This is a genomic window from Providencia sp. PROV182 (assembly GCF_028480325.1).
Lineage (GTDB): Bacteria > Pseudomonadota > Gammaproteobacteria > Enterobacterales > Enterobacteriaceae > Providencia > Providencia hangzhouensis.
Genome location: NZ_JAMPOL010000020.1, coordinates 22141 through 35127, shown reverse-complemented (window position 1 = coordinate 35127; position 12987 = coordinate 22141). Strand labels below are relative to the sequence as shown.

The 12987-nt window shown below is 37.4% G+C and carries 15 protein-coding genes; 5 read left to right on the top strand and 10 right to left on the bottom strand.

The genetic code is table 11. From position 1 onward, the window contains the following. Positions 1-6 precede the first annotated feature (6 nt). Positions 7-780: a nucleotidyltransferase domain-containing protein gene (locus tag PR834_RS15845; RefSeq protein ID WP_181489597.1), complete on the top strand. Its 774-nt coding sequence runs from the start codon at positions 7-9 to the stop codon at positions 778-780. A gap of 5 nt (positions 781-785) precedes the next feature. On the opposite strand, the gene PR834_RS15840 is transcribed toward PR834_RS15845, so the two are convergent. Both PR834_RS15840 and PR834_RS15835 read right to left on the bottom strand, forming a co-directional pair. Then, complete coding sequence (locus PR834_RS15840; protein ID WP_196725431.1) at positions 786-1217, bottom strand: hypothetical protein; 432 nt, start codon at positions 1215-1217, stop codon at positions 786-788. Positions 1218-1353: 136 nt separating this feature from the next. After that, positions 1354-1779, bottom strand: a complete 426-nt coding sequence (locus PR834_RS15835; RefSeq protein ID WP_004263436.1) for a universal stress protein — start codon at positions 1777-1779, stop codon at positions 1354-1356. A gap of 334 nt (positions 1780-2113) precedes the next feature. Between PR834_RS15835 and PR834_RS15830 the strand changes: the two genes are divergently transcribed. Together PR834_RS15830 and map are read left to right on the top strand one after the other, a co-directional pair. Next, a complete protein-coding gene (locus tag PR834_RS15830; RefSeq protein WP_036958645.1) occupies positions 2114-2320 on the top strand; it encodes a ParD-like family protein in 207 nt (68 codons plus the stop codon). Continuing rightward, entirely contained in the window at positions 2313-3083 is a 771-nt protein-coding gene (gene map / locus PR834_RS15825) for a type I methionyl aminopeptidase (RefSeq protein WP_004263445.1), read from the top strand. The genes PR834_RS15830 and map overlap by 8 nt, the downstream gene beginning before the upstream one ends. Positions 3084-3151: 68 nt before the next feature. On the opposite strand, the gene PR834_RS15820 is transcribed toward map, so the two are convergent. The 5 genes from PR834_RS15820 to PR834_RS15800 all read right to left on the bottom strand — a co-directional run bounded on the left by PR834_RS15820 (position 3152) and on the right by PR834_RS15800 (position 7680). Beyond that, positions 3152-3583, bottom strand: coding sequence for a carboxymuconolactone decarboxylase family protein (locus PR834_RS15820; protein WP_004263450.1), 432 nt, complete (start codon positions 3581-3583; stop codon positions 3152-3154). A gap of 105 nt (positions 3584-3688) precedes the next feature. Beyond that, the gene (locus tag PR834_RS15815; RefSeq protein WP_036958646.1) at positions 3689-4465 is read right to left on the bottom strand and encodes a DeoR/GlpR family DNA-binding transcription regulator; all 777 of its coding nucleotides are present in this window, start codon (positions 4463-4465) and stop codon (positions 3689-3691) included. Between the two features lie 3 nt (positions 4466-4468). Further along, positions 4469-5425 (bottom strand): D-threonate 4-phosphate dehydrogenase, encoded by a 957-nt coding sequence (locus PR834_RS15810; RefSeq protein WP_231135960.1) that lies wholly within the window; start codon positions 5423-5425, stop codon positions 4469-4471. 16 nt (positions 5426-5441) lie between these two features. Continuing rightward, positions 5442-6716: a D-threonate kinase gene (gene dtnK / locus PR834_RS15805; RefSeq protein WP_004263457.1), complete on the bottom strand. Its 1275-nt coding sequence runs from the start codon at positions 6714-6716 to the stop codon at positions 5442-5444. Between the two features lie 10 nt (positions 6717-6726). Beyond that, positions 6727-7680, bottom strand: a complete 954-nt coding sequence (locus tag PR834_RS15800; RefSeq protein WP_094961229.1) for a 2-keto-3-deoxygluconate permease 1 — start codon at positions 7678-7680, stop codon at positions 6727-6729. 429 nt (positions 7681-8109) lie between these two features. Between PR834_RS15800 and PR834_RS15795 the strand changes: the two genes are divergently transcribed. Beyond that, on the top strand, positions 8110-9054 hold the full coding sequence (locus PR834_RS15795) for an SPFH domain-containing protein (RefSeq protein ID WP_004263460.1): 945 nt from the start codon (positions 8110-8112) through the stop codon (positions 9052-9054). A 311-nt stretch (positions 9055-9365) separates the two neighbouring features. On the opposite strand, the gene PR834_RS15790 is transcribed toward PR834_RS15795, so the two are convergent. The 3 genes from PR834_RS15790 to PR834_RS15780 form a co-directional block, all read right to left on the bottom strand. Next, positions 9366-10109, bottom strand: a complete 744-nt coding sequence (locus tag PR834_RS15790; RefSeq protein WP_172412226.1) for an ankyrin repeat domain-containing protein — start codon at positions 10107-10109, stop codon at positions 9366-9368. A gap of 133 nt (positions 10110-10242) precedes the next feature. Continuing rightward, positions 10243-11451, bottom strand: coding sequence for an NAD(P)/FAD-dependent oxidoreductase (locus tag PR834_RS15785; protein WP_262960438.1), 1209 nt, complete (start codon positions 11449-11451; stop codon positions 10243-10245). 128 nt (positions 11452-11579) lie between these two features. Further along, complete coding sequence (locus PR834_RS15780; RefSeq protein ID WP_004263467.1) at positions 11580-12122, bottom strand: RrF2 family transcriptional regulator; 543 nt, start codon at positions 12120-12122, stop codon at positions 11580-11582. 248 nt (positions 12123-12370) lie between these two features. Between PR834_RS15780 and PR834_RS15775 the strand changes: the two genes are divergently transcribed. Next, entirely contained in the window at positions 12371-12853 is a 483-nt protein-coding gene (locus PR834_RS15775) for a DUF523 domain-containing protein (RefSeq protein WP_094961232.1), read from the top strand. Positions 12854-12987: the final 134 nt, after the last annotated feature.

Here is a 12987-nt window from a genome sequence, read left to right as displayed (position 1 = left end):
GTGGTTATGAAGTTAAAAGATTATAAGTATATTTCTGTTCCTGAAGAGAGGCCGTTTCAACCAGAATTTCAGTCAATAATAACAGAATCTATTTATTGGCTGAGTTGCATATTAAAAGACAAGCTCCATAGCATTTATGTGTATGGTAGTGTTGCAAAAGGCTGTGCGAAGCCACAGCAATCAGATTTGGATCTATGCATTGTATTATGTGGTGCCCTTACTCAATTAGAAACAACCAGATTGAATGAAATACAAGTTCAATTAACAGTTAATCACATTGAGGTAAGCAAAATTGATTTTGATATTGGTATTCTTACGGATGTGATGAGTGAGGTTAATCTATATAGTTGGGGATATTGGATTAAGCATCATTGCCGTTGCATTTATGGAGATGACTTAGCAACACATTTTAGCCAATTTGTTCCTTCGCGAGAAATAGCAGAAGCAGTTAATGGCGATTTTGTTAATGTATTGAATGGTTATATCGACCAAATTAATCATTGTCATGATGACTCTGAGCTAAAGTTATTATATCGGGCGGCATCGAGAAAGCTCATTCGTTCCACTAATATATTACGTTGGAAAAATGATAGTGACTGGCCAGAAACATTATTTGAATATATACAAAAATTCGTTCAATATTATCCAGAACGACAAAATGAAATAAATTATTTTTTACGTCAAAGTATAGAGCCTTTTGCTGATGAGGAATTTTTGAAATATTTAGCCCAGTTTATCAGCTGGTTGGATGTTGAGCATTCTAATGTTGTTAATAAATGAGCCAATTATGGCTCATCCGGTTGTAGTGCATCAATGATATAATTAATACTTGAAACGCCACTCTTACAAGCTTTGTTTTTTAAAACAGTCGGAGTTTTATCAATGGCCATTTTTACTGAAGATAATTGTTCGGTGTAGGTTTGTGCTCCAATAATCTCTGGATTATTATGTAAGTATTCAATAACTCCATCGACTTTTTGATAAAACTGGTCACACGAGTCGCCATCCGTTTCTAAGATTTTTAGTTCATTAAGAGAATTTGGAATAAGTTGTTTCGTATGCTGTTGTACTTGCTCGATATACTTTCCTGACTTTGCTTGCTCAACTATAGTCATCACCTGATTTTTCATATGTAAAAACGAGTAGATAACTGTAATTAAAGCGATAGCTAAAATTATATTGATACTAATACTGATCCAGAGTAAGTGTTTTTTCATTACATTCCTTGAGTGAAAAATAAATCTGCAATAGATAGATAGCTTAGTCGAGTGAATAATCCATGTATGTAAGATTAACACGAAAAAACAAGGTAACCCAATAATAGGCTACCTAGATTACTATAATTAATAGCGGCTATCGGACAGTCAAAACAGAAATTTTTGAATTTTGAATAACCATTGATGCTGTTGAACCTAAAAAGTATGTGGACATACCTGGGCGCCTTGACCCGATAACGATTAAATCAGCAGAAATTTCCTCTGCAACACGTAAGATTTCATCTCTTGGTGTCCCCATTAAAACTTGAGCACTGTATTTATCATTTGGAATATTAAATTCTTTAATTATTTCAGCGAGCTGCTTCGTGACGTTTTCTTGTTCACTATCCGCTTTTTCAGCAAAACCAAATCCCATTGTGGTATAGAAAGGAACAGTAGGAATAATTGCCAAAAAATGAATATGTGCTTTTTCATATTCAGCAAGGTATTGAATATGGGCCATAACTAAATGTGCTAAGCTTTTTTCTGTTATATCAATAGGAACTAAAATTTTATTATACATGTTTTTCTCCAGCTTTTATTTATTGAGCTCATGTTGTAATCGGATCATTAGTTTATTAATAGTACGGCAGTTAAACCAGCACATGGCCGAGTTAATCAAAATAATGCTAATTTACGTATAATCATTACATTCTTCGGAATTTATGATAGCGGATCAACGATTCAAATACTTTGACGGCGGAATCAACTTAATCAACTTAATCAACTTAAAGTAGTATTTATGGGCTGTTTTTCATGCGCTTTGTGCTATACAAAACGTGAATGCTTTGAATCATCATCTTCCTGTTATATGATCTATACATGATTTGTATACACATCATATTGTTGAGGTTGCTTTGGGTATCGTAAAAATTTCAGATGAATTGCATGATTATCTGCGCCATGCGAGCCAGGTTATGTCCCGTTCGATTAATTCACAGGCAGAGTTTTGGATTAAAATTGGTATGCAAGCTGAACTAAACCCGAATAAGACATTTACTATGTTAGTCAATGAAATGTTAGAAAAAGAGTCAATTGAATTAAAAGGAAAAGTTCATGAATAATATTACAATTAAAACAGCAGAAGAAATTGAACTGATGCGTGAGTCTGGACGACTTTTGGCTAGCGTTTTTAAGATGTTGGATTCATTTATTGTACCGGGTATTTCCACAATGGAGATTAATGATAAAGTTGAAAGCTATATCGTTAATGAATTACAAGCAAGGCCTGCTAGTAAAGGGCAATATGGCTACCAATATGTTTTGAATACATCGTTGAATGAAGTCGTTTGTCATGGTGTTCCAAAAACAGATGAAATTTTAAAAGCAAAAGACATCATTAACGTTGATATTACGCTAGAGAAAAATGGCTTTATCGCTGATTCAAGTAAAATGTATGTAATGCCAGAAGCTTCACCACTAGCACGTAAATTAGTTAAAGATACTTATGCTGCTATGTGGGAAGGAATAAAACAAGTTAAACCGGGTGCGACATTGGGTGATATTGGTTCCGCTATTCAACATTATGCGGAATCTAAAGGTTACAGTGTCGTACGCGAATATTGTGGGCATGGTATTGGCCGTGAAATGCATGAAGATCCGCAAGTTCTTCATTACGGCGTACGAGGGAAAGGGGTTGAATTAAAAGAAGGAATGACATTTACGATAGAGCCAATGATTAACCAGGGTGGGATGAAAATTAAAACAAAGAAAGATGGTTGGACGGTCGTAACAAGAGATAAAAAATTATCTGCTCAATCTGAACATACGGTATTAGTTACTAAAGATGGGTATGAAGTTTTAACATTACGTGATGAAGAAAAATAGTGTTAAAAGTAGAATTTACAAGCTTGCTGCCATAAAGGTAGCAAGCTTTTTTTTTATACAAATTTTTACTATTGTCTCAGTGCTATTGCTATACGGTTAAAGGCACTCATTAAACCAATAGCGATAGTTAAATCAGAAATTTGTTCATCAGAAAAATGGTGTTTTAATTCATTAAAGAGAGCATCTGATGTACCACTGGTAGCTATATTAACGACAGCTTCGGTCCAAGCTAATGCAGCGCGCTCTAATGAATTAAAATGATGACTAACCTGCCAGCCAGCGAGTGTGTCTATTTTTTTGTTACTGACACCATTTGAACGTAATGAGCTTGCATGCATATCTAGGCAAAATGCACAGCCATTGATTTGTGAAACTCTTAAATAAACAAGCTCTATTAGTTCTTTACCTAACCCGCTTTTATCCAATGCATTTTTGCATTCAATAAGCCCTTTATACGCTTCAGGTGATAAATTGTTATAAGCTAATCTCAGTTCGCTCATGGGGGTTCCTTACATATTTTGTTGTCAGATGAAATGTAATGTTTGGTGCGGTTTGGTTGGAAGGTTGAGCTACTTTATTTTATAAAGAAATCAAGTTCAATAGCATTAAGTGGCATTTGTGGAAACCAATATTAGATTAGTACGACAAGAATCTATAAATTTTTGCTGAATATCGAGTGGAAGTTGGTTATCTGTAATAATATCTGTCAATTCGTCTATTTGAGCGACACGAAATAATGACCATTTACCGTATTTACTACTATCAGCAAGCATAACAGAGCGTGTAGCATTTGTTATTAGGTCACGTTTTAGACCTGCTTTTTCTTCTGTTGGTGTTGTAATTCCTTTTTCTAAACTCCAAGAGTTACAACTAATGAATGCGATATCAGGATAAATGCTACGTAATAAAACACGCCCATGCTCACCAATACAAGATTGGCTACTATCGTCAATTCTTCCACCAACAATTGTGACTTCAATTTGTTTGAATTCAGAAAGAAAAAGGGCAATATGGAGGTCAGAGGTGATAACACGCAGGGGCATATGAGTGAGCTCTCGCGCTAGCTCAAGCATGGTTGTTCCTGCATCAAGTAGAACCGTGCTACCTGGTTCAATTAAACGGGCTGCCGCTTTCGCAATAGCCCGTTTCTCTCTTAGATTACGCTGGTTTTTTTCGGACGTAGTGGGCTGAACAGGAATGAAACGGTTTAGGGTTACACCGCCATGCGTGCGAGAGATAACCCCAGTTTCATCAAGTTTAATGAGATCACGCCGGATAGTGGCCGCTGACACGGATAATGCTTGTACTAGTTCTTCAACAGTGACGAGGTTATGCTGTTTAAGATACTCAAGTATTAAATCTAATCTATCCATTGTGCTCATTAGTTATACTACATTCATCGCAAGTTTAAGTGAGATGGCCATACTTTCAGGATTTGCTTTACCCGTCCAAGCAATATCAAATGCGGTTCCGTGATCGGCTGAAGTGCGCAAGAACGGAAGGCCCGCAGTGATATTAACACCATCATAAAAACCTAATAATTTCAAAGGAATATGACCCTGGTCGTGATACATGGCAACAACCATATCATATTGCCCTTGATAGGCTTGTAAAAATACAGTATCTGGAGGACAAGGGCCATAAATATTAATACCTTCAGACCTTACCTGTTCTATAGCTGGTTGTAAATATACGATTTCTTCATCACCAAATAAACCATTTTCCCCAGCATGAGGATTAACGCCTGCGATCGCAATACGTGGTTTTTCATAGCCAACACGTTTTAAAAAGTCTGATGCGATACGAGACACGGTTATGATACGCTCGCTATTTAATGTATCTAAAAATTTACGCAATGCAATATGTGTTGTGACATGGATGACTTTTAATTTTTCGGTATAAAGCACCATGGCATAATCTTTGGTATTGGTTAGCTGGGCAAGTAGTTCAGTGTGACCTGGGTAGTTGTGCCCGGCAAGGTGCAATGCTTCTTTATTTAAAGGTGCAGTGGCAATCGCTTTCACTTCACCTGCGAGAGCTAGTTCAGTCGCACGTTTAATACAACGAAATGCTAAGTCACCAGCTTGAGCTTGGACCTTCCCCGCAATAAGTGCGCTAGGGTCGGCTAGGGGTTCATCAATAATATTGATGGTATCCGCTGAAAATTGAGCTTCTTTGATATTTTGTATCACATTGATTTTTATCTGAGGAACTACCCCTGATTTAATTAATCGCTGCATTGTTGATGCACAACCGATAACAACGGCAGAGGCTCCTGCCAGTTCACCTTCTGCAAGGGATTTGACGATAATTTCTGGGCCAATACCTGCAGGATCTCCCATGGTAATAGCAACAACATTATTTTTCACAATAAATTTCCTCAATATATTTGATGGCTTCGCATAAAGTGGTTATTTGACCAAACCCTCCCGCTTTGGTGATCACGGGTAAGTCATCAATTTCACTGTCAATAAAAGTGCCGCAAGGTATACATGGCAGCACCTCAGATTGAATTCGATAACCTTTTGCTCCCAAAGTATTGGCAACCGCAATCGCAATATCTCCACCTGTTAAAAAAAGTCCCCCGATGCTGGCAACAGACAGCGTATTTAAGGTCAGCAAACTAATAAAGTCGCTGATATTTTTCCCCAATTCATTACGAGTCATACCGTAGGTATTGCATAGGTCATCAATATGATGCCTATCTTGCACATCTCGGCTGGTTCGTATGATGGTGTGTTTTTGTTGGTTTAATGTTTGACTAATTTCTTTGATGAGCGCAGCCATGTAGTTATCTTGTGTAGTGGCTGCAAGTACTTGTGTGACATCAACATCAATGACACTGGCATCACAATGTGTTTGTGCATAGTTTACCTGTTCAATTGTTGCGCTGCTCATTGAGCCAGCGACAATAAATAACGGTAGCCCTTGCTTTTTATCCATGAAAATATTCTCAGGCAATGCATTTGCAAAGCCCGCAGCTCCAACGAGTAGGCAAGGTTGATCTATTGAAAATACGGCTTCAGCAATTAGTGCTAAATCTTCATCATTTTCAGCGTCCGTGACGATGATACTGCCTTGCGTTGGCGCTTGTGCTTGTAACCATGTTGCGAATCGCCCTGAACGTATTTGGTCTAGATTCACTTCAATAACGGGCAGGGTAGTCTGCTGATGGAGAATAGTTTGGATACGTGATGAAACTATTGGTGTTTTAGGGTCAGAAGCAAATTCAGTTTCAATAAGTGCTTTTCCATGAACGAGACATTCACCATTTAACGTTACACGTCCTGCCGCAGGAATAGCTGCGGCAACAATAGCAAGTTTTAAGCCTGTTTCTGACATAATTGTCTCTATTTCTGCCCCGATATTACCGCGAAATGTTGAGTCAATTTTTTTATAAATGACAGGTTTATCCTTCTGAGATAAAAAAGGTTTCAGGCTATTTCGTAGGTTTTCTGAAGCAACTTGTGCATTTAATGCACGACTTTCTGTATTAAGCACAACGACATCAGCAAACCAAGAATGTTTTTGTGTATTATCAAGAAGTATCTCTGTGCGCGCATGCTTTTTAGCAAATTGAACACCGGTATCATTTGCCCCTGTAAAGTCATCCGCAATAACTAATAGTTTCATAAATAACTCCTTACTCTTCAGTTTGTTGGGGTTGTCTTGCTTGTTGGCGTTTAGCAACCCAAGAGGTCAGGATAGGGGTTAGAATAGCGGTGGTGATCACGGATGCAGCAATCAAAGGAGCAGCAGAAAGCGCGATAGCCTCTAAGGATGGGTCGGCTTGTGCGATAGCGAGTGGTGTTGCTACAGCATTTCCTGCGGTACTTGAGGCAGCAGCGCCTGCGATACCTGAGCCTCCTACTAGACGGTCTGCTCGAATATTAAACCAGCCGCCAACAAACGTAGTCAGCACACCGAGCAAGATACCTGCGAGTCCACCTTGTAATAGCATTTCTAAGTTGATCCCTGCGCCTAGTGCAAAAGCGAAGAAAGGAATTAATATTGGCCCACCTTTTGTTAGAAAATCGCGCATATGTGGGTCTAGATTTCCTAAGATCATGCCAACAATTAACGGAACAAGAACTGCAACTAATGCCATTAAAGGGATATTTGCCATACCAGCTGCGCCTAGCGCAATCATGGTAAAGAAAGGCCCATCATTAAGAGATAAAATTGAGATAGCACCAACGTCTCGTTTATTACCAAACTCCCCAACTAAAGCGGCATATAAGCCACCATTTGAATTGCTCATTGCTGCAATAATTGCAACACCAGTTAAACCAAAAATCCCTTCCATTCCAAAGAGATAATCGACGCCTAGACCAAGAGCAATCGCAACGACTAGTTTTGTTAAGGTAATTGTACCTCCTTGTAATAAAGCTTGTGGCGCCGCTTTAAAACTAATTCCTGCACCCATACAAAGCAAGAATGCACCAATAAGAGCAGGGGCACCATTTTTAAACAGTGATGTTGTAAAGCCACCGATTTCGAGGGCTTGAGGAGCAAAGGTGTTGATTAGGGCACCGAGTACTAATGGCACAACCATCATGCCACCAGGTATACGTTCAATCGATTTTTTTATTTGCATGGTTTTCTCCGCCATGATTTATTTTAGTCATTATGATTATATTTAATCAATTAAAAACAACAGTGATCAAGATCGCAATAATTCCATTTACCATTAATTGAAATTATACTCTAACTTTCATCACTAACTTGGCTTAAAATAATGATAATTTGGCTTTTTGATGGAGTGGATGTTATTTAAACTGATCGAGAGAGTGATTATAAATAATCATACCTGTGTTTTATGATTGAAAATAAGCACTAATAATTTAAAAGGATAAAACTAGGTTTATAACAAAATTATCTGTAATGGCTCAGCGATTCATTTTTACCAAAATAGAAACAGCAGATTTAGTGCTTTTAAATTTAGGATTATTAGACTTGTAGTTAGAAAATAAGTGGTGACAATAAGGCGCTTTATTATAATTATTAATTTGATAGGGATTAACTCATGCAATTTAAATCAATGATTAAATTGGTTGTCGGTGCTGCATTACTTCTAGTTATTGGTCTCGTAGGGATCAATTCATATACTATTGTACAAGATGGCTCGGTTAAGGTGGGGACATTTTTAGGAAAAGTCGACCCAGTTGCTTATGATGCAGGTTTACATTTTCCAATTAATCCGTTTACAACATTTGATACGTACTCAACAAAAGATATTCGAGTATCACTAAAAGAGCTAAGAGTACCTTCGCAAGATAAATTAAAATCTATTGTTGATATTACGGTAATGCTTCAGTTTGATGGTGCGAAAGCTCCTGTATTACGTATTAATGGTGGTACAGAAAGCGAAGCTTTAGATAAATATGTACGCCAAAAGCTGATCTCAACGATTTTAGAATTTGGTAAAGATGTTGCTAATGCACAAGATCTTTATACTGCAGATACACAAAGAAAATTACAAGAATCTATTCGTGATGCTATTCAAGGGTATGCTTCCCCTTATGGCTATACAATAAAAGAAATCATGATCCAAGATATTACTTTGCCTGAGGTTGTACAGGAGCAAGTGGTTAATACCAAAATGCGCCAAGAGCAAATCAACCAAGCAAAAGCAGAGGCAGAAAAAGAGCGTGAATTAGCTCAGAAAAAGGTTGTTATTGCTGAAGCGGAAAGAGAGTCTGCTGAACAACAAGCCATCGCCAGAGAACGTAACGCACAAGCAAGTTCATTTGCGATGCGCCAAGAAGCAGATGCAAAATTGTATGCTGCTCAGAAAGAAGCTGAAGCGAATGCGATATTACAACGTACTATTACCCGTGAAATGATCAATTGGAAACAGTTAGAGATTGAGCAGATTAAAGCTCATAAATATAAAGGTGAGGTACCTAATATTGTTGTTGGTGCAGATTACGATGGTAAAATGATTATGGATATGCGTAATAGCCAGTAATATTAATTTAAAAGAATTACCACAGTTAAAACTCGTTCTATTAAGCTTGAGGTGACCACATAAGGTTATGCACTTTTAGTCAACGGGTTATAAGGCCTGATTTCGATATTGAACCGGAATCAGGCCATTCAATTTATGGAAGGGTACGCTCAATACTCTCTTTTTATTATGCTAAGTGATACAATATCTTTTTTAGAATATTCACTTAAATGCATAGGAATGTTAACAATACATACTTTTCTTGAGCTACTGAAAATAATTTTTACATGATTGACGCAAAATTTTCTGTTATTACCCTATATTTCTATAAATCAATCACAAGATGGTTTACCAGTACGATGATTTAGAGCTCCATTATCAATAAGGAATTTTTGCATTTCTGGAAGATTATTCTTACATGCATAAGTTAATGCACTTTGGTCATAAGAAAACATGGTTACATCATCAGTCGTTGTGCTCCGGTTAATATCTGCTCCTTGCGATAATAAATATTTAACCGTTTCCATTCTATTATTACTCGCGGCTATCATGACTAATGTCTCACCATCACTTTCAATTTGTTGATTATTCAAATCAACTTCATTTTTCATTAGATGATGGATTTTTTTTACAACATTGACATTATTACCGAGTACCGCGGATTTTAGTACGTTATATACGTCACCTGTATCGGTTGCCCAAAGATTAGCATTCTGCGAGATAAGATAATCAACCATTGCTTCATCGCCAATAAAGGCCGCCCATCCAAGAGCCGTTTGGTCTAAGCTACCAGTGTCTTTGGCTTCTATATCTTGCCCCTCAGTAACCATCTGTTTTACTTTATCTAAATCTCCCTGCTTTACGGCATCAAACCATTCGGCATTGGCGCCCTCGCTAGGACTTTCATAGAAGACTCTCCAAGGTAAGCGTTCTTTATTCGCTAGTTCGAGCATAGTAGTATAATCTGTTTTAAAATGCCTATATTTTAAAGGATTATTATTATTAATAACTTGGGCCTGAGATACAGCCCCAAAAGTAATTAATGAAAAGGCAAATATAACTTTTTTAATATGCATATTGAAACCTTATTAATATTTAGTTATGTATTAGTATTAAAAAATAAACGATACAAAGCAATACAAATCATACTCATTGTATTTTTATGTGGTTACTCTGATTTATTTGAATATATTAATTTTTATCTTTATCTCAAGGAACGATGACATAATCCGGAGCAGCGATAGCAAATAACTCATTTTTTTCTAACTCAGGTGGATATATCCACTTGGTATTAATTTCTTGCTTTATCTTTTTTCCTTCCTGTTTAATATGATGTATTTTCCTATGCCAACCTTCGGTATAAAGAGCACCCCAAGCCCCTAAATCAAGGCAAGTTACATATTTAAGTTGACTATAAGGGTGTAATGGAAGACCTAATAGCTCAGCTGCTGCATTATACCCTGCAACACGGCCTAAGCTTAGAGCATGTTGGCAAGTCATTAAATTATGATTTCCTTGATTATCTGTGGGAGCTTTGACAGTATCTCCTGCTACAAAAACATTTGAGACAGCTTGTGCGTGTAAATAATTATCCGAGATAATCCTATTACTAGCGTCACGTTCACCACGAATCTGTTCTGTTAGAAAACTCGCTTTTACTCCTGTCGCCAATACGACAGTATTTGACTCTATGTATTCACCATTTGACAGAGTAACTTCATCATGACTTATTGCTTTGACGCGTAATCCTGCACGCAATTCAACGCCGCATTCAGTTAGAGCTTGTTGAATTACAGGTGAAATTTCGGCTCCCATTCCTGCTCCCACAGTGGATTCTGAGTCAATTATAAATACTCGGCCCTCTGTTGTTTCACCAAGAATTGCTTTTAGTCGGGCTGGCATTTCAGCAGCACTTTCTAAGCCTGTTAATCCTCCACCGACGACAACAACGGTGTTTCTAGCTAAAGTTTCCGGTTTGTTCTTTAGTGTTTGTAAATGTGTTTCAAGACGATGTGCAGTTTCTAATGAATCAACATCAAAGCCATACCTATCAAATCCAGGAACGGGAGGTACATTTAATTGGCTACCAGTTGCCAGAATAAAGCGCTCATAGACTAACGTAGTTTGGTTGCCATTAGCTAAATTAACGGTTAATAACTTTGCATCTGTATCGATATTCTGGATTTCACCTGCAATATATTCAACACCGACGGCAGCTAGCTGCTTTGAAATATCAGGGGATATATTATCCAGCTTTGCTTCATATAAACGCGGCCGTATAGTGAGATTCGGTCTTGGTGAAATTAAAATAACTTTGATGCTATTTTCTTTATTTTCTTGTGAAATTACCCGCATTGCTGAAATAGCTGCCCAGAAGCCAGCAAAACCAGATCCTGCAATAACAATTTTAGCTGTCATTATTGAATTCCTTTGGAGTTTAACTTTAAATGCTCAGTTGCAAATTTTAAATAATAAAAAACCGCACCAGTGAAGATGTTATTAAAATTAGGTACAAACGATATAATTTATGGTTATCGGATTATATGTTATGTTTTACCACGACCTCCTTTGCTCGAACGCACTGTTCTAGCTTCAATTTTTTGATCCATCCATGAGTTTACATCTCTATAAAAACTATTAGGGGCGATTTGACATAGACGCTGCGCCACATCAGCGAGGGTTTGGTTAGCTAATACATCTCTCATGGCATTTTCGGCTTGAAGAATGACTTTATGTACGGAGCAGGTACCTGAAATGGCCCATTGTGGTAGACCATTTTCTTCGAAAACAGCACAGCGGCGTCGTATTTCCTGGCACTCGAAAAGCGGTTTATAACCTTCTATAGCATCAATTATAGATAGAAATGTGATTTTTTCAGGGGGTAATGCTAATCGATATCCACCTCTAATTCCCTCATTCGAACTCACGATCCCTGCTTTTTCTAACCGAGGTAAAATTTTTGCTAGAAAACTTGGAGAGATGCCTTGTAGCTCTGCAAGTTCTCTACTGCTAAGAGAGCGTTCGGGATTATCAACAAACCAAAGTAGACAATGGATACCATATTCAACACTGACAGTAATGTGTGCCATTTATTTAAATTTCCTAAGCATCTATTTATAAACAAGGACAATACAGGTCTCCGTTTTAATTGTCAATAAACTAAGATAAGTTTAGTCCGCGTTATGGGTGTAAACAGCCACAAGTTACAGATCTATGAAGCTGTAAGCGTTTTTATTTGTTCTACGAGCACTATTAGCGCGAAGTATTTTGTAAACTTATTGTCTAATATAACCATGAAAAATACCTTAAAAAGTCAGGTCTATTAATAGGATTAGTTATGATTGCAGTAAGCGCTTGTTTGTTAGGGTATTGTGTAAGGTATGATGGGAAGCATCAATTATATACTCCTTTGAAAAAACTCTATGAGGATGGTCTGGCCATCAGTATTTGTCCTGAAGTTTTTGGCGGGTTACCAACACCGAGAGCATCTGCAGAAATAATGGGGGGAAATGGTGATGATGTACTCGCTGGGCGAGCTAGTGTGGTCGGAAGCGATAATATCGATGTCACTCAAGAATTTATTCGTGGTGCGTATATTGCTTTAGAAAAAATTCAATTAATGAATGTGAGATTAGTTGTACTCAAAAGTAATAGCCCCTCGTGCGGTAGTCAGCATATCTATAATGGTCAGTTTGATGGCACTTTAAAAGTCGGTATGGGTGTCTGTGCTGCACTATTTAAACGGCACCATATTGATATATTGGATGAGAACTCACCTGATTTAATCATGAAAATTAGGGGTTATTTCGAAAAAATGTAATGAAAATATATTTTGATAATCAACTTAAGGTAAATATAGTGAGTGAATTCTGTATTAGGGGGGTTGTGCTTTATTGTTAGCTAATTGGATGTCGTATTATGATGCCTGATTGTTGTTATTATCTGAAATTTAGC